Raw genomic sequence first — 16,348 nt, forward strand, 5'->3', positions numbered from 1 at the left:
AATTTTCCGGGATGCCCCGCAACACACCGTGTTGCGGGGCATCCCCCATTCAACCCCCATCTCACGTTCGGCTCGATATCGTTCGAAGCCACTCGATCCATGCGTCCATGCCCTCGCCGGTTTTCGCGCTCACCGGTATCACGCGTGCGGCCGGATTGACCTGGCGTAACGCATCACGGTACGCATCGAGTGAGACATCAAGATGTGGGAGCAGGTCGATCTTGTTGAGGAGCACCACATCGACCGACCGGAACATGACCGGATACTTGAAGGGTTTGTCCTCGCCCTCGGTGACCGCATACACCATGGCCTTCGCGTGCTCACCGACATCGAATTCTGCAGGACACACCAGGTTCCCGACATTCTCGATGACCACCAGATCTATCTGCGAGAGATCGAGGCCTTGCAGCGCACGGTTCACCATCGGTGCATCGAGATGGCACTCTCCTCCGAAACCGTTATTGGTGTTGAGTAACGACACCTGCGCTCCGCGGCCGGCGAGTTGGGCCGCGTCGAGATCGGTGGCGATATCGCCCTCGATGATCCCGACCGGCACCTCCCCGTCTAGTGCGTCGAGTGTCGCCTTGAGGATTGAGGTCTTTCCTGATCCGGGTGAGCTCATCAGATTCACCGCCACCACGCCGTTCTCGGTGAACAGGCTGCGATTGATGTCGGCCCGACGGTCGTTCTCGGTGAAGATGGCCTCGAGGACGTCGATCCGTTCCGATCCGGTGTCGTAGGCGCTCATGTCCCCGAATTCACTGTCGCTCACGTCGCCGGACGGACGCTGCGTCGCCTCGATCGCAGCGAGGTCGTAGCTGTGTTCATGTGTGTGCGGTTCATGTGTATGCACCGCGCCGTCCCCGTGCGAGTGCACCGTCCCGTCAGCATGCGTGTGGTCGGTGTCGTGTCGATGAAAACGACCCATGGTCAACCTCTTTCGTGAGTACGGGTGGGCATGTCGTCGACGGGTGCTGTGACGTCGAGGGCTGTGACGTCGTGGGCTGTGACGTCGTGGGCTGTGACGTCGATGGAGGTCACGAGAAACTCTTCGCCCGTGAGAACCTCGACGCGCGCGCTGCCGCATCCCGGGCAGGCAATCGAGAACCGCGAGGTGATCGGCGACGTCGTCGTACAGTCGGCACACGCCACGGTGGCCTCGACCCAGTCGATGTCGAGCGCGGCTCCGCCGAGATCTTCCTGCGCGGCGACGATGTCCCAACAGAACGTCAGGGTCTCCGGTACGACCTGCCGCAGAGCGCCGACCCGTAGATGCACCGTGTCGATGCGGCGGACGCCGGCGTGCGGCCGCACCACCTCGACGATGGCGTGACACAGCGACAACTCATGCACGGTTCACCTCCGCAGGGTTTCCGACGGGGCCTCGCCGAAACGAGCGCGATAGGCGGCGGCGAAGTTCCCCAGATGCGAGAATCCCCAGCTCACCGCGACGTTCGACACGGTGACCCGGTCCGTGGGCAACGAGTCGGCCAGAACGTCGTGGATGCGGTCGAGCCGTCGATTGCGGATGTAGGCCGACGGCGTGGTGTGCAACTCGTCGCGGAACCCCTGCTGCAGGGTGCGTTCGCTCACCCCGGCCGCCTCGACGACATCGGGCAGGCTGATCCGCTCGGCGAGATGGGCCTCGATGTACTCCAGTGCCGCCCGGACCGTGCGACGAGAGATCGCCTGGGGACGTGCGACGAGATCGTCGTGGTAGGTCGAATCCTGGACGTAGAGCAACGTCGACATCAGGAGATCTTCGACGGCGCCGATCCCGATGCCCTGATGCAGTAGGGACTCGGCATAGAACAGTTCGGTGGTGAGCAACTGCACCGCACTGTGCCACCTCGAGGCGACCTCCGCGGTCAGGTCGAAGTCGGGAACGAAGCGCACGTTCTCGTGGATCTCGCGGCCGCGTAACCGCGAGAGATAGGAGTTGAACCGGAACGCCCCGAACGAGAGCACCAGGATCGTCGAGTCGACGCCCGGGACGGCGAGCAGATGATCACCGGGGTTGGCCACCACGGCATGCGTTGCCGACCCCACCAGCGACTCCTGATTCACCGACCAGTCGGTCGAGCCACTCATCTGCATGTACACGCCGTAGTGATCCCCATGCCGCGGGATCTCGAGATGGGCGGCCGCGATGTCGAGATACAGCAGCGACAACCCGCGGCTGCGCACCCCGTGGACGACCGCGTGAAAGGCCCGATCCCCGGTCGGCGTCAGGGTCAACTGGTCGACGTCGAGCGCGCGGGGAAGCATGAGCTGGGCCCGCGCGAGCTCGTCGGTGTCGAAGATGGGCCGGCTCTCCAGCGCTGGTGGCACACCGCGCGGCCGTACCCGACGTCGCACCGGGGCATTGGTGCGCGCCGCATTCACCCGCCGCGGATTGTGCAGAACCGACATCACACCTCCTCCGGTGAGCGTCCGACTCGGTGAGTCTCTGACGATGACCACCATTGTCCGGCGCTTCGGCCCGAGGACAAGAAGGTTGCGGAAATCGGATGAATGTTGCGGCTACGCGGTTGTGACGACCGTTACTGCGGCTTACCGTCGAGGGTGGTTTGGGAATCACGCCGCACAGCCCGTGGCCGTGAGCCGACCTTCCTTGGAGGATCCATGAGCACTGTGGTTTCCATGGTGGCCCCGAACGGACCCGACGACGGTGAGCAGCGCCGCAAGCTGCTCGCGGATCGTCTCGCCGATCCCGAGGTCGCAGACTCTCTGATGTCGCTGCTCGACCACGCCGACCTGGTGGCGATCCTTGTCGAGGGTGTCGACGGCATCCTGCGCCGCGGCGACGACCTGTCCAATACCCTGATCGACGCCATGAGCGAGGCCCGCGCCACCCTCACCGCCGACGACAGCCCGTTCGCCGGGATCAACGCCGACGAGGTCAAGGACGCCGCCCGTTCGGCGGTTGCATTGGCCAAACAAGCTGGACCGCTGCTCGCCGCGCTCGCCGACTCCGGGGCCGTCAATGCGGGCACCGTCGGAGCGGCCGGACGGCTCGCCGGCGCGCTCGGCGACGCCGACGCCACCTACAGCGCAGGCATGTCGGTCCCCTCGGCCTGGGGGATCGCCCGCGCACTGCGCGACCGCAACGTCCGCTCGGGCCTGGCCTACCTGCTCGAGGTCGCCCGGTCGCTGGGCGCCAGCAACGGTCAGGCACCTCCGAATCACGCTGTATCCCGGACCGATTCGTCCACCACAACACAACGAGGAGTGCGCTGATGGCTTCGGTGCTCTGGTTTCAAGGTGGTGCCTGTTCGGGCAACACCATGTCGTTCCTCAATGCCGAGGAACCCAGCGTCGTCGACCTGATCGTCGACTTCGGGCTGGAAGTCCTCTGGCATCCCTCACTGGGTCTCGAACTCGGTGATCAGGCCCAGAAGATCTTCCGCGACTGCGCAAGCGGTGAACGGCAACTCGACATCTTCGTCTATGAGGGCACCGTCATCGAGGGCCCCGACGGCAGCGGCCGCTACGACATGTTCGCCGAGCGCCCGATGAAGGACTGGGTGGTCGAGCTGGCCAACGCGGCGTCGGTGGTCGTGGCCATCGGTGACTGTGCCGCCTGGGGTGGCATCCCCGCCACCGAACCCAATCCCAGTGACTCCACCGGACTGCAGTTCCACAAGCGCAATCGGGGCGGATTCCTCGGCGCCGACTGGAAATCCAAGTCGGGGCTGCCGATCATCAACATCCCCGGCTGCCCGGCTCACCCGGACTGGATCACCCAGATCCTCGTCGCGCTGGCGACCGGCCGGGCCGGCGACATCGAACTCGACGAACTGCATCGCCCGCAGACATTCTTCAAGTCGTTCACCCAGACCGGCTGCACCCGCGTCCAGTTCTTCGACTACAAGCAGTCGACGATGACGTTCGGAGAGGGCACCCGGACAGGGTGCCTGTTCTACGAATTCGGTTGCCGCGGACCGATGACGCACTCGCCGTGCAACCGCATCCTGTGGAATCGGCAGTCCTCCAAGACCCGAGCCGGCATGCCGTGCACCGGCTGCACCGAGCCGGAGTTCCCATTCTTCGATCTCGCCCCCGGCACGGTGTTCAAGACGCAGAAGGTCTCCGGCACCATCCCCAAAGAGGTGCCCGAAGGCACAGACCATCTCACGTACATGGCGCAGGCCGCGGCCGCGCGTGTGGCCGCCCCGCGATGGAGCAAGGAGGACATGTTCGTCGTGTGATCGGCCGGTCGCACCGGTGCGGTAACTCGCCACCGATGCCGCGCCGTCGCAACCCGTCCACCCCGGCGAACCAACCAATCATGGCGAAAAGAGCATCATGACAACGACTTCCGAACAAAAGACGTCCATCGACCTGTTTGTCAGCCCACTCGGCCGCGTCGAGGGTGACCTCGACGTCCGGGTGCACATCGACGACGGAGTCGTCACCTCGGCGTGGACCCAGGCGGCGATGTTCCGCGGCTTCGAGATGATCCTGCGTGGCAAGGACCCCCAGGCCGGCCTCATCGTCACCCCGCGCATCTGCGGGATCTGCGGCGGATCGCATCTCTACAAGGCGTCCTACGCACTCGACACCGCATGGCAGACCACCATGCCACGCAATGCGACGCTGATCCGCAACATCGCGCAGGCCTGCGAGACGCTGCAGAGCATCCCCCGCTACTTCTACGCGCTGTTCGCGATCGACCTCACCCACCCGAAGTACTCGTCGTCGCCGATGTACGAGGAGGCGTGTCGCCGGTTCAGCATCTACACGGGCACGAGCTACCAACCGGGAGTGGTGCTTTCCGGCAAACCCGTCGAGGTGTACGCCATCTTCGGCGGGCAGTGGCCGCATTCGTCGTTCATGGTGCCCGGTGGCGTGATGTGCGCCCCGACGCTGGCCGACGTCACCCGCTCCATCGCCATCCTCGAGCACTGGAAGGACAACTGGCTCGAGAAACACTGGCTCGGTTGCAGTGTCGATCGCTGGTTGGAGAACCGTACCTGGGCCGATGTACTGGCCTGGGTCGACGAGAACGAATCCCAGCACGACTCCGACTGCGGATTCTTCATCCGCTACTGCCTCGACATCGGATTGCATTCCTATGGAGCCGGTGTCGGCAACTACATCGCCACCGGCACGTACTTCGAACCGTCCCTGTATGACCATCCGACGGTCGAGGGCCGCAACGACGCGTTGATCAACCGGTCCGGGATCTACGCCGACGGTCACTACTACGACTTCGACCACCTCAAGGTCGCCGAGGACGTCACCCACTCGTTCTACAACGGCGACCGGGCGCTGCATCCGTGGGAGGGTGAAACCGACCCGATCGACCCCGAACGCGGAAAGGCCAAGGGCAAGTACTCGTTTGCGAAATCGCCCCGGTACGACCTCAACGGCAGCGGCACCGGTATCCCGCTGGAGGCGGGGCCACTGGCGAGGCGCATCGCGGCGTCGGCACCCGGCGGTGGGCCCCATCAGGACTTCGACCCGCTGTTCAAGGACATGATCGACAAGATCGGGCCGAGCGTGTTCGTCCGGCAGCTCGCGCGAATGCACGAGGCGCCCAAATACTTCCGGTGGGCCAGGCAGTGGCTCGACGATCTCGACCTGCAGGAGAGCTTCTACCAGAAGCCCGTGGAACCGGAGTCCGGCAAGGGATTCGGCTCCACCGAGGCCGCTCGGGGCTCGTTGTCGGACTGGATCGTCCTCGACAAGGGCAAGATCGCCAATTATCAGGTGGTCACGCCGACGGCGTGGAACATCGGACCCCGCGACAAGGATGGCGTCCTCGGACCGATCGAGCAGGCGCTCATCGGCACGCCGATCCACGACATCAACGATCCCGTCGAACTCGGTCACGTCGCCCGATCCTTCGACTCCTGTCTGGTGTGCACCGTCCACGCCTACGATGCCAAGTCCGGCAAGGAGATGTCGAAGTTCGTCGTGAACTCGATGCTCTGATGGCCTCGACTCCCGCCTCGTCCACCCAGCCCGGGTCGGTGCCGCCCGCCCCGAGCGATTTGCTCGCCGACGACCCGCATCCACCCGAGCCGGCCGACCTCGTCGTCGTCGGATGCGGAAACCTGATTCGCGGCGACGACGCGGTGGGGCCGTTGGTGATCCGGCGATTGTGGGATCGCCACGGTGTGGTCGACGGGGTGCGGCTGGTCGACGGCGGCACGGCCGGGATGGATGTGGCGTTCGCGCTGCGCGGGGCCCGGCGGGTGATCATCGTCGATGCCGCCCGCACCGGACAGCCGCCGGGGACCGTGTTCCGGCTTCCGGCAGCCGAACTCGGCGACATCGGGCCGGACCCCGGGGTCCACACGCACTCGTTCCGGTGGGATCACGCCCTCGGATTCGCGCGCTGGATGCTCGGCGAGACGTGCCCCGACGACATCACGGTGCTGCTCGTCGAGGCGCAGAGCCTCGAGCCGGTGGCCCTCGACGCCGAGGAGCCCCTGCGCCCACCGGTTGCCGCGGCCGCCGAGCAGATCATCGAGTTGATCACCGCCGAGTACCCCTCACCTCCTCAGCCGGCTGAGCCCGAGGTCGAATTCACCAATGCCGGAAGCCTTCTCGTCGACGCCGACGTCGCCGCCCGGTTCTTTCCCACCGACTCGATCGCCGCACGCTGCGACGGCGACGACCTGCTGATCTACCCGCTACGGTCCACCTCCGCCGGCGGATTGTTACTGAAGCAGCGATCCGCCGGCGGGGACCGTGCCACAGTGGTGCGACAGGTGTTCGACGACGCGGGTCGGACGGCGCCGGTGGGCCGGTTCGTCCTGCGATGGGACGCCGACCATCACGTCGCACGTGTGCGGATAGGAGAGCGCTGAATGGTTCGTGTGCAGGTCCTCACCGGCGATGCGGCCCGGGCACCTCATCTTCCGGGCGGGGCGCAGTTCGCCCCGGCGGCACCGTCGGCGACCGTCGATGTGCAGCCGCTCGGGGTGTTCGCCTACCCGGCCGGACTGATGGTGATCACCGGCGACGAATTCGCTTCCCTACGTGCCACTCTCGCCGCCGGGTGTCGGCCGGCGAGCTGGCCACCCGAACTCGCGGGCATCGGCGCCGCTTACGACGGCCGCCTCGACGAGGCCACCGAACTGCTCACCGCCCGCGCCCGGATGACCGACCACCCACTCGACTGGTGCAATCTGGCGACCATCGCACCCGAACGGGTGAACCTCGACGCACTACTCGCGCGCATCGACCCACGGTGGCACAGTCACGCGCAACTGGTGCTGGCCCATCTCGGCCGCGGCGAGGTCCCCGACCCGGATCCCGCAGCGCCGCCGGAGGTCCGGGCCCTGATCCTCGCCGCGCAGGCCGGGTACGCCGAGGCGCCCGAACGCCGTCGAGAACTACTCGATGCCGCGATCATCGAGGCCTTCGACGCTCCGGCGCTGCGGGCATTGTGCCTGGCCGCGCGCGCCGAGGCGCTACGCGAACTCGGCCGTGCCCCCGAGGCTATCACCGACCTCCGGGAGGCGCTGCGGCTCCTCGCCGACGCCGACCTGCCCACCGCGCGCGCCGAACTCCACCTGGCCCTCGGGCAGGTGCTGCACGAGCACGCCGTCGACACCGGAACCGCGATGAACGATGCGGCCGCGGAGTTCCAGAGTTGTCTGCAGGTCGTCGATCCCGACGACGCACCTCTGGTCTGGGCCGCGGCCCACCGCGATCTCGCTGCGGTGTATCTGACGATGCCGCTGACCTCGGCGTCGGATCAGCTGCGGGTGGCGGTGGCCACCCAGTCGCTGCGCAAGGCGCTGGCGGTGTACACCCGCGACGAGCACCCCGAGCAATGGGCGGCCACCAGCGTGAACCTCGCCAACGCTTTGGTGTACGCGCCCAGCGCCCATCAGGAGCAGAATCTGATGGAGGCCGTGCAACTGTATGCCGACGTCCTCGCCGAGCGGGATCCGGCACGCGACCCTGCCGGCTACGCGCGGGTGCTCGCGAATCAGGGAAATGCGTTGGCGCACCTCGGGATGTTCCCCGAGGCCACCGCCGCCCTGCACGAGGCGCGGTTTCTGTTCGAAGACCTCGGGGCCGACGAGATGGTGCGGTCGGTGCGCGGGGTGCTCGACGAGATCGCCCGCGCCCGAACCCGTAATGCCCCAGATCCCGGTGACCTTGATGTCGGTGACCTTGATTCCGGGGAGGCCGACGATGGACAACCATGAGCGCCTGCAGTTCGACCTGCTGACGGCCACCGCGGCCGAGGCCTTCGTCGAGCGGATCGTGCAGCGCTGCGGCGGCACCGACAACGCCCTGCAGCGACTGGCCACCGATCCGGACGGGGAGGGAATCTGGTTGTCGCAGTTCGTCGATGCGGTGTTCGCCGACCACTGCCTCGACACCCCGGCGGGCCACTGCTTCGTCCTGGAGGCCACCTCGCGGCGACCGATCTCGATCGCCGTCGACGGTACTGTCGCCGAGGTTCTCGCCGTCGCCGCCCGCATGGCCTTCGCGGATCTGTTGCGCACCAAGGTGACCGAGGTTGTCCATCGAGCACAGGGGTATGGCGTATGACCACACAGCAGGAGAGACCGACGCAGGCGCCCGCCGCGTCGCCCACCATGGAGGAGTTGGCCAAGGCCGTCGACGACGCCGCCACGGCGGTCGCGGCGCTACCCGCCGAATCCCGTACCGTCGCCGAGGGATTGCGCGAAGCGCTCGACGCGCTGAACAAGGCCGCGCTTACGGCCATCGTCCGGCGCCTGCGCGACGACGACACCACCCGGGAGGCACTGTTCGAGCTCGTCGACGACCCGGTGGTGCACCTGGCGATGATGGTGCACGGACTGCTGCGGCCCGACCCGCTGACCGCGGCCCGTCAGGCGCTCACCGCTGTCGAGCCGATGATCGCCGCACACGGCGGCTCGGCCGAGGTGGTCCGCGTCGACGACCGCATCGCCTACATCCGGCTCGGCGGCTCCTGCAACGGTTGCTCGATGACCGATCAGACGCTGCGCACCACGGTCAGCGAGGCGATCGTGTCGGCGGTCCCGGCGATCGACGCCGTCGAACTCGACACCGCACCGGCGCCCACATCGTCGGCGGCATTCATCCCCCTGGGGGAGATCTCGGTCCGCACCGCCGAATCCGGCTGGGTCGACGCGGGTGCGGTGGCGGAGATACCGCGGGGTGAACTCGTCGTCCGTTCGCTCACCGACGAGCACGGCGAGTCCGCAGAGGTGATCATCGTCAACATCGGTGGCACCTTACACAGCTACCTCAATGTGTGCGCACACCAAGGCCTTCCGCTCGACGAAGCACTGATCGACGAGACCGAGGGCACCTTGACCTGCCCGTGGCACGCCCTGTGTTACGACGCCACCGACGGCGAGTGCATGAGCCTGCCGGGTGCGGCACTCGAGCAGCGGCCGTTGCGGCAGGACGGAAACCGGGTATGGGTACGACCACGCGGGTGACCCGTACGGTGTCGATGCGCACCACCCGCCCGGGTGGTGCGCCTCCCGCTGCCGACATCGCCGACTCGCACGGCTGGCGCGCGGCGCGATGGCTCGGCGCACCCGCCCCGGGCGGCCTGGCGCTGCCGTCGGCGACCCCGGCCGCCGACACCCTCTACGCACCGCGTGGGGTGTGGCTCGACGAGCACCACCTCATCGCCGCCGACACCGGAAACCATCGACTGCTCCTCTGGCACGGCATTCCCGACACCGATCACCAGCCCGCCGATGTGCTGCTGGGACAAAGTGAATGGGCCTCCGACGGCGCCAACGACGACGGCCGCGGCAGCGAGCGCGGCCTGCATCTGCCGACCGGGGTGCTCGTGCATGACGGCGCCCTGATCGTGTGCGACGCGTGGAACCATCGCGTGCTGGTGTACTCGGAGGTCCCCACGGCGACGCGTCCCGCGGATCTCGTTCTCGGACAACGCGAGCTCTCGGATGTCGAACCGAACCGTGGGGGCGCACCGAACGGCGCGAGCTTCTACTGGCCGTTCGGTGCGGGGATCGTCGACGGCGGATTCTGGGTCGCCGACACCGGGAATCGGCGGGTACTCGGCTGGCTCGACGGTGTACCCACCTCGCCGGACCGGCCCGCCGACGTCGTCCTCGGGCAGTCCGATCCGCAGGGGCGTGAGGAGAATCGTGGTGGTCCGGCCGACGCCTGCTCGTTCCGGTGGCCCCACGCCATCACCGGCGTCGACGGGTATCTTCTCGTCGCCGACGCCGGCAACCACCGCGTCCTCGGCTGGCGTACCCCGGTCGTCGCCGACCGCCCGGCCGACCTGGTACTCGGGCAATCCGACTTCACCGGTGCCGGCGAATTCCCCTACGCCCCGCAAACCGCTGCGGGACTGCGGTTCCCCTACGGTGTGACCGCGGCCGACGGGCAACTCGCCGTCGCCGACACCGCCAACAATCGCCTCCTGCTCTGGGAGCGTCCCGACTGGCTCGCCCGCGCCCTCGACGGGGTGATCGGCGGCGCCGACGGGGTCCTGGCCCAGCCCACCATGGCCGCCAACGGTGAGAACCGTTGGGACGCGGTGGCTCCCGATACCCTGTGCTGGCCGTACGGACTGCACCGGGACGGCAACACCATCGCCGTCGCCGACTCCGGGAACAACCGGATCATTCTGTGGGACAGGGCATCACCGGAGATGACGTCATGACGGTGCGGCTCGAGGTGGAGGTGCGTGGCGTCGTGCAGGGCGTCGGCTTTCGGCCGGCTGTTGCCCGGATCGCGCTGAGACGCGGGCTGTCCGGCACGGTCAGCAACGAATCCGGTTTGGTGCGCTGCGAATTCGAGGGCAGTGCCGACGCGGTGTCGGGCGCCGTGGACGAGGTCAGTGCCGGTCCCACACCGCTGTCCCGTATCGACTCCGTCCGCACACGGACGTTGCCGTGTCGCCATGACCACGGCTTCCGTATCGCCACCAGCCGCACCGGCGGGACGGGCCGCACACTGGTTCCCGCCGATGTCGCCTGCTGCGCAGCCTGTCTGGCCGAGATGCGCGACCCGGGCAACCGCCGCCATCGGCACCCGTTCATCACCTGCACCGACTGCGGGCCGCGCTACACGGTGATCACCGACCTGCCCTACGATCGCGCGGCGACGACGATGGCGCACTTCGCGATGTGCGAGGCCTGTCGGGCTGAATACGAGAATCCGCTCGACCGCCGATTCCACGCCGAGACCATCGCGTGTCCGGACTGCGGGCCGCACCTCGAGTTCCGGCGCGCCGACGGCGCACGGTTCGTCGGCGCCGCCGTAGCCGACCCGATCGACGCGGCCGCGCAGGCGCTGCACGACGGGCAGATCGTGGCGATCAAGGGGATCGGCGGATTCCACCTGGCCTGTCGCGCCGATCGGCACGAGCCCGTAGCCACGCTGCGCGACCGCAAACACCGTCCCGACAAGCCGCTCGCGGTGATGGCCGCCGACCTCGACCACGCGGCAACACTGATCGAGCTGACCAATGCGACACGTTCTGCGCTCGCGTCACCGCAGGCACCGATCGTCGTGGCACCGCGGGTGGGTGCGGTGGCACCGGGCGTTGCGCCCCGACTCGCCGAACTCGGTGTGCTGCTGGCCTATACCCCGGTGCATCACCTGCTGTTCGACGCGATGGGCGCGATCCCGCTGGTGATGACCTCCGCCAACACCAGCGGCTCACCCATCCTGTACCGCGACGACATCGACGACCGGCTGGCCGGGATCGCCGCCGCCGTTCTCACCCATGACCGCCCGATCCACGTGCCGTGCGAGGACTCGGTCATCCGGATCGCCGGCGACGGGCCGGTACCGGTACGTCGGTCCCGCGGGTACGCGCCGATGCCGGTGCCCGCCGCCGACGCCCCGGTGCCGATCGTCGCCACCGGCGGCGACCTCAAGACCACCTTCTGTCTGCTCGCCACGCACGACGGTGGCCACATGTCGTCGCATCTCGGGGACTTCGCCGACCCGCGCACCCAGCGTTCGTTCACCGACGCACTCGACCACCTCCAGACCATGACCGGTATCAGTGCGGGCGCGATCGCCTGCGACATACATCCGGGATACGCCACCACCTCCTGGGCGCGCCGCCACGCCGCCGGCCGTCCGATCGTCGAGGTGCAGCACCATCACGCGCATGCGGTGTCGCTGCTGGCCGAGCACGAGCTGCTCGGCACCTCGGCGCTCGTCTGGTGTTGTGACGGAACCGGATACGGGACCGATGGCGTCATCTGGGGTGGCGAACTCCTTGCGCTCGGACATGACGTCAGCACCTTCACCCGGGTGGCGCACCTGGCCGAGTTCGCCCTCCCCGGCGGCGACAATGCGGTCCGCGACCCCTCGCGCATCGCCCTGGACCTGCTGTGGCGCAGCGGAATCACCGACATCGACGATCTCGCACCGGCCCGCGCGCTCGGTGATGCGGCCTGTCGCATCCTCGCGCAGCAACGACGTTCGGGCATCGGCTGCCCGGTCACGACCAGTCTGGGCCGGCTGTTCGACGCGGTGGCCGCACTCTTGGGGATCTGTATCCATCCCACCTATGAGGGTCAGGCGGCCGTCGAGCTCGAAACCTGCGCGCGTACAGGAACTCCCGACTCGTTCGCCCCCGCCTCGTTCGCCCCCGCCAGGTCGGAGGCGGATGACGCGATCATCGACTACCGGCACCTGATCGCCGGGCTGGTCGACGGCCTGCGCACCGGGCGCCCGACCGCCGATCTCGCGGCGTCGTTCCAGCACTGGGTGATCGACGCGCTCGTCACCCGATGCGTACGGTCGGCGCGCGCACTCGACATCGGGATCGTCGGCCTCAGCGGCGGGGTGTTCGTCAACAACGCTCTACGCCAAGGGGTGTCCGACGGAGTCGAGCAGGCCGGCCTGCGTGTGCTCGCCCATCGCGTGGTCCCCGGGGGCGACGGGGGCCTGGCACTGGGGCAGGCGTGTATCGCGGCGGCGACGCTGCGATCCGGGCCGGCGAACGAACGGCCCGTACAGACCGACATCCCGGGCGTCGTCGGCGCATCCGGCACAGCGACGAAAAGAGCGGAGTAGCCATGTGTTTGGGAATTCCCGGCCGGGTGACCCACATCTGGGAGGAGGCGGGCACCCGCATGTCGACCGTCGACTTCTCCGGGACGAGCAAAACCGTCTGCCTGGCGTATCTGCCCGACATGCAGATCGGCGAATACACGATCGTCCACGCCGGTTTCGCCATCACCCGGCTCGATGAGGAGTCCGCCAACGAGACACTGCGGATGTTCGACGAACTCGGCATCCTCGACGAAGAACTCGGGTCCGAGCCCGTCGACGAAGGGACGAGCGCATGAAGTATCTCGACGAGTTCCGTGATCCGGCGGCCGCGCGCGCCCTGGTCCGCCAGATCCGTGACCGCGCCACCACCCGCTGGACGCTCATGGAAGTGTGTGGCGGACAGACCCATTCGATCATCCGCAACGGCATCGACCAACTACTCGACGACGTCGTCGAGTTCATCCACGGTCCCGGCTGCCCGGTGTGTGTCACCCCGTTGGAGATGATCGACCGCGCTCTGCAGATCGCCGGCCGCGAGGAGGTCATCTTCTGTTCGTTCGGCGATATGCTGCGCGTCCCCGGCAGCCACGAGGACCTGTTCTCGGTGCGGGCACGCGGAGGTGATGTGCGCGTGGTGTATTCACCGCTCGACGCCGTCCGTATCGCCGCCGACAACCCCGACAAGGAGGTGGTGTTCTTCGGAGTCGGCTTCGAGACGACCGCCCCGGCCAACGCGATGTCGGTGCTGCACGCCCAGCGACTCGGGCTGGTGAACTTCTCGATGCTGGTCTCGCACGTGCTGGTGCCCCCGGCGATGACCGCGATCCTGTCGTCGCCGACCAATCGCGTGCAGGCCTTTCTCGCCGCCGGACACGTCTGCACCGTGATGGGCATGAGCGAGTACGGCCCGCTCGTGGAGCGCTACCGGGTGCCGATCGTCGTCACCGGCTTCGAACCCCTTGATCTCCTCGAAGGTGTGCGGCAGGCCGTCGACCTCCTCGAATCCGGCACGCCCGCGTTGCGCAACGCCTACCCGCGTGCGGTCAGTCCGGCCGGTAACGGTGTGGCCCAGGAGATCCTGGCCGACGTGTTCGAGGTGACCGACCGGCAATGGCGTGGCATCGGGATGATCCCGCAGTCCGGCTGGAAGCTGTCGCGCCGATACGCACAGTTCGACGCCGAGGTGCGCTTCGGTGTCGGCGAGGTGACGGTCGAGGAGTCGGCGGACTGCCACGCCGGAGAAGTGTTGCAGGGGTTGCTCAAACCGAACGAGTGCCCGGCGTTCGGCACGCTGTGCACACCGCGCACACCGCTGGGGGCGACGATGGTGTCCAGCGAGGGAGCGTGCGCCGCCTACTACCATTTCCGGCGGCTGTCCCTCGACACGACGGGTGCGGCGCATGTCTGAGTCGCCGGCGACCATCGACCCCGAATCCTGGTCGTGCCCACTGCCGTTGCGCGACACCGAGCGGATCGTACTCGGCCACGGTGGCGGCGGCATCCTCTCCGAAGAACTCATCGAGAACCTCTTCGTGCCCGCCTTCGGCGGACGTCACGGTCCCGCCCGCGACTCGGCGGTGCTGCCCGTCGACGGCGGCCGGATCGCCTTCACGACGGATTCCTATGTGGTGCAACCACTGTTCTTTCCCGGCGGCTGCATCGGCGACCTCGCGGTCAACGGCACCGTCAACGACCTCGCCTGCAGCGGAGCCATGCCGCTGGCGCTCAGCGCCGGGTTCATCCTCGAGGAAGGACTCGAACTCTCGGTACTCGGGCCGGTGGTGGAAGCGATGGGCGCCGCCGCACGTCTCGCGGGCGTACGCGTCGAGACCGGCGACACCAAGGTCGTCGGCCGCGGATCGGCCGATCAGTTGTTCGTGAACACCGCGGGTGTCGGGGTCGTCCCCGCCGGCGTCGACGTGTCGCCGGAACGCATCCGGCCCGACGATGTGGTCATCGTGTCGGGGCCGATCGGAGAGCACGGTGTCGCGATCCTCAGCGTGCGGGAGGGCATCGACTTCGGGTCTCCCGTCGTATCCGACAGTGCCGCCCTGTGTTATCTCGTCCGTGACGCGCTGGCCGCCGGTGACGTGCACGCGCTGCGTGATCCGACACGCGGCGGGGTGGTCGCCGCGACCACCGAACTCGCCGCAGCCGCCGGCGTCGGCATCGAACTCGACGAATCCCGGATCCCGGTCCCCGAAGCGGTCGCATCGGCGTGCGGTTTCCTCGGACTCGATCCGCTGCAGATCGCCAACGAGGGAAAGATGATCGCCGTGGTCGCCGCAGACGACGCCGACGCGGTGGTGGCCGCCATGCACGCCCGGCCGGAGGGGCAGAGTGCGACCGTCATCGGCCGGGTGGTCGCCGCGCACCCGGGAATGGTCGTGGGCCGCACCGCCTTCGGTACCACGCGGGTCATCGAACGCGACCTCGGCGAACAACTGCCACGCATCTGCTGATCGGCGGCGCGCACAGTCTCGCCGAGCCCCGACCACGCCCTGGCGCCGGACATGGGGAAGATGGGGTGGTGGACACCTCACGGATCACGGTGAACTGTTCGATCCTGCTCACCGACCTGCCGTTGCTGCACCGGCCGCAGGCCGCGCGTGACGCCGGATTCGGCGCCGTCGAGTTCTGGTGGCCGTTCGCCGCCGCCGTCCCTGCCGACCGTGACGTCGACGCCTTCGTCACCGCGGTCGAGGACGCCGGGGTTCGCCTCACACACTTGAACTTCGCCGCCGGGGATCTGTCGGCAGGCGAGCGTGGACTGTTGTCGCACCCGGCCACCGGCGCCGAATTCCGTGACAGCGTCGACGTCGCGATCGGTATCGGATCTCGGCTCGGTGTCGTCGGCTTCAATGCGCTGTACGGCAACCGCATCGGCGATCTGGCCATGGAGGTCCAGGACGATCTCGCCGCCGAGAACCTCGCGTTCGCCGCCCGCGCGGCCGCAACCATCGACGCCGGCATCCTCCTCGAACCACTCAGCGGCATACCCACCTATCCGCTGACCCGGGCGGCGCACGCGATCGACGTCTGCGACAGACTCGCCCGCGACCACGGCGTTGACAACGCGGCACTGCTGGCAGACCTCTACCACCTCGCGGTCAACGGCGAGAACCTCGACGACGTGATCGACACCGTCGCCGACCGGATCGGCCATGTTCAGATCGCCGACGTCCCGGGCCGCGGTGAACCCGGCACCGGCAGCCTGGACCTGTCCCGACCACTGGCCGCGCTCGCCGCCCGCGACTATCCGGGATGGATCAGCCTGGAGTACATACCCACCCGTTCCGATACCTTCGACTGGGTACCGGACTTTCCCGCATTTCGGTGACGCAGAGACGGTGTGGTGACT

16 protein-coding genes are annotated in these 16,348 nt (G+C 67.8%); 13 read left to right on the forward strand and 3 right to left on the reverse strand.

Annotation, left to right across the window (positions count from 1 at the left end; translation table 11 throughout):
• Positions 1 to 61: 61 nt before the first annotated feature.
• Genes hypB through GOPIP_RS07265 form a run of 3 tightly spaced genes read right to left on the reverse strand, consistent with a single transcriptional unit; the run spans position 62 to position 2,412 of the window.
• Positions 62 to 928 (reverse strand): hydrogenase nickel incorporation protein HypB, encoded by an 867-nt coding sequence (gene hypB / locus GOPIP_RS07255; RefSeq protein WP_006368945.1) that lies wholly within the window; start codon positions 926 to 928, stop codon positions 62 to 64.
• A 2-nt stretch (positions 929 to 930) separates the two neighbouring features.
• A complete protein-coding gene (locus GOPIP_RS07260; RefSeq protein WP_006368946.1) occupies positions 931 to 1,353 on the reverse strand; it encodes a hydrogenase maturation nickel metallochaperone HypA in 423 nt (140 codons plus the stop codon).
• A gap of 3 nt (positions 1,354 to 1,356) precedes the next feature.
• Complete coding sequence (locus GOPIP_RS07265; protein ID WP_006368947.1) at positions 1,357 to 2,412, reverse strand: helix-turn-helix transcriptional regulator; 1,056 nt, start codon at positions 2,410 to 2,412, stop codon at positions 1,357 to 1,359.
• Between the two features lie 213 nt (positions 2,413 to 2,625).
• Between GOPIP_RS07265 and GOPIP_RS07270 the strand changes: the two genes are divergently transcribed.
• The 13 genes from GOPIP_RS07270 (at position 2,626) to GOPIP_RS07330 (ending at position 16,327) form a co-directional block, all read left to right on the forward strand.
• Positions 2,626 to 3,240 carry a helical membrane plugin domain-containing protein gene (locus GOPIP_RS07270; protein ID WP_006368948.1) on the forward strand — a complete coding sequence of 205 codons (615 nt, stop codon included), beginning with the start codon at positions 2,626 to 2,628 and terminating at the stop codon, positions 3,238 to 3,240.
• Positions 3,240 to 4,211: an NADH-quinone oxidoreductase subunit B family protein gene (locus GOPIP_RS07275; protein WP_006368949.1), complete on the forward strand. Its 972-nt coding sequence runs from the start codon at positions 3,240 to 3,242 to the stop codon at positions 4,209 to 4,211. Before GOPIP_RS07270 ends, GOPIP_RS07275 begins: the two co-directional genes overlap by 1 nt.
• 97 nt (positions 4,212 to 4,308) lie before the next feature.
• Positions 4,309 to 5,940 carry a nickel-dependent hydrogenase large subunit gene (locus tag GOPIP_RS07280; protein WP_006368950.1) on the forward strand — a complete coding sequence of 544 codons (1,632 nt, stop codon included), beginning with the start codon at positions 4,309 to 4,311 and terminating at the stop codon, positions 5,938 to 5,940.
• Positions 5,940 to 6,821, forward strand: a complete 882-nt coding sequence (locus GOPIP_RS07285; RefSeq protein WP_006368951.1) for a hydrogenase maturation protease — start codon at positions 5,940 to 5,942, stop codon at positions 6,819 to 6,821. Before GOPIP_RS07280 ends, GOPIP_RS07285 begins: the two co-directional genes overlap by 1 nt.
• On the forward strand, positions 6,822 to 8,174 hold the full coding sequence (locus GOPIP_RS07290) for a tetratricopeptide repeat protein (RefSeq protein ID WP_006368952.1): 1,353 nt from the start codon (positions 6,822 to 6,824) through the stop codon (positions 8,172 to 8,174).
• A complete protein-coding gene (locus GOPIP_RS07295; RefSeq protein WP_006368953.1) occupies positions 8,161 to 8,523 on the forward strand; it encodes a hypothetical protein in 363 nt (120 codons plus the stop codon). Before GOPIP_RS07290 ends, GOPIP_RS07295 begins: the two co-directional genes overlap by 14 nt.
• A complete protein-coding gene (locus tag GOPIP_RS07300) occupies positions 8,520 to 9,425 on the forward strand; it encodes a NifU family protein (protein ID WP_006368954.1) in 906 nt (301 codons plus the stop codon). Before GOPIP_RS07295 ends, GOPIP_RS07300 begins: the two co-directional genes overlap by 4 nt.
• Entirely contained in the window at positions 9,404 to 10,633 is a 1,230-nt protein-coding gene (locus tag GOPIP_RS07305) for an NHL repeat-containing protein (RefSeq protein WP_006368955.1), read from the forward strand. The genes GOPIP_RS07300 and GOPIP_RS07305 overlap by 22 nt, the downstream gene beginning before the upstream one ends.
• Complete coding sequence (gene hypF, locus GOPIP_RS07310; RefSeq protein ID WP_006368956.1) at positions 10,630 to 13,008, forward strand: carbamoyltransferase HypF; 2,379 nt, start codon at positions 10,630 to 10,632, stop codon at positions 13,006 to 13,008. Before GOPIP_RS07305 ends, hypF begins: the two co-directional genes overlap by 4 nt.
• Positions 13,009 to 13,010: 2 nt before the next feature.
• Positions 13,011 to 13,283, forward strand: a complete 273-nt coding sequence (locus tag GOPIP_RS07315; protein ID WP_006368957.1) for a HypC/HybG/HupF family hydrogenase formation chaperone — start codon at positions 13,011 to 13,013, stop codon at positions 13,281 to 13,283.
• Positions 13,280 to 14,395: a hydrogenase formation protein HypD gene (hypD, locus tag GOPIP_RS07320; RefSeq protein WP_006368958.1), complete on the forward strand. Its 1,116-nt coding sequence runs from the start codon at positions 13,280 to 13,282 to the stop codon at positions 14,393 to 14,395. Before GOPIP_RS07315 ends, hypD begins: the two co-directional genes overlap by 4 nt.
• Positions 14,388 to 15,449: a hydrogenase expression/formation protein HypE gene (gene hypE / locus GOPIP_RS07325; RefSeq protein WP_006368959.1), complete on the forward strand. Its 1,062-nt coding sequence runs from the start codon at positions 14,388 to 14,390 to the stop codon at positions 15,447 to 15,449. Before hypD ends, hypE begins: the two co-directional genes overlap by 8 nt.
• A 65-nt stretch (positions 15,450 to 15,514) precedes the next feature.
• Complete coding sequence (locus GOPIP_RS07330) at positions 15,515 to 16,327, forward strand: hydroxypyruvate isomerase family protein (RefSeq protein ID WP_006368960.1); 813 nt, start codon at positions 15,515 to 15,517, stop codon at positions 16,325 to 16,327.
• Positions 16,328 to 16,348 lie beyond the last annotated feature (21 nt).

This window comes from Gordonia polyisoprenivorans NBRC 16320 = JCM 10675, from assembly GCF_000241325.1.
GTDB lineage: Bacteria > Actinomycetota > Actinomycetes > Mycobacteriales > Mycobacteriaceae > Gordonia > Gordonia polyisoprenivorans.

What these genes read in the sequence shown, in the direction of transcription:
- hypB (WP_006368945.1), bottom strand. Translation starts at nt 928, where the DNA reads ATGGGTCGTTTTCATCGACACGACACCGACCACACGCATGCTGACGGG.
- GOPIP_RS07265 (WP_006368947.1), bottom strand. Translation starts at nt 2,412, where the DNA reads ATGTCGGTTCTGCACAATCCGCGGCGGGTGAATGCGGCGCGCACCAAT.
- GOPIP_RS07270 (WP_006368948.1), top strand. Translation starts at nt 2,626, where the DNA reads ATGAGCACTGTGGTTTCCATGGTGGCCCCGAACGGACCCGACGACGGT.
- GOPIP_RS07275 (WP_006368949.1), top strand. Translation starts at nt 3,240, where the DNA reads ATGGCTTCGGTGCTCTGGTTTCAAGGTGGTGCCTGTTCGGGCAACACC.
- GOPIP_RS07280 (WP_006368950.1), top strand. Translation starts at nt 4,309, where the DNA reads ATGACAACGACTTCCGAACAAAAGACGTCCATCGACCTGTTTGTCAGC.
- GOPIP_RS07285 (WP_006368951.1), top strand. Translation starts at nt 5,940, where the DNA reads ATGGCCTCGACTCCCGCCTCGTCCACCCAGCCCGGGTCGGTGCCGCCC.
- GOPIP_RS07290 (WP_006368952.1), top strand. Translation starts at nt 6,822, where the DNA reads ATGGTTCGTGTGCAGGTCCTCACCGGCGATGCGGCCCGGGCACCTCAT.
- GOPIP_RS07295 (WP_006368953.1), top strand. Translation starts at nt 8,161, where the DNA reads ATGGACAACCATGAGCGCCTGCAGTTCGACCTGCTGACGGCCACCGCG.
- GOPIP_RS07300 (WP_006368954.1), top strand. Translation starts at nt 8,520, where the DNA reads ATGACCACACAGCAGGAGAGACCGACGCAGGCGCCCGCCGCGTCGCCC.
- GOPIP_RS07305 (WP_006368955.1), top strand. Translation starts at nt 9,404, where the DNA reads ATGGGTACGACCACGCGGGTGACCCGTACGGTGTCGATGCGCACCACC.
- hypF (WP_006368956.1), top strand. Translation starts at nt 10,630, where the DNA reads ATGACGGTGCGGCTCGAGGTGGAGGTGCGTGGCGTCGTGCAGGGCGTC.
- GOPIP_RS07315 (WP_006368957.1), top strand. Translation starts at nt 13,011, where the DNA reads ATGTGTTTGGGAATTCCCGGCCGGGTGACCCACATCTGGGAGGAGGCG.
- hypD (WP_006368958.1), top strand. Translation starts at nt 13,280, where the DNA reads ATGAAGTATCTCGACGAGTTCCGTGATCCGGCGGCCGCGCGCGCCCTG.
- hypE (WP_006368959.1), top strand. Translation starts at nt 14,388, where the DNA reads ATGTCTGAGTCGCCGGCGACCATCGACCCCGAATCCTGGTCGTGCCCA.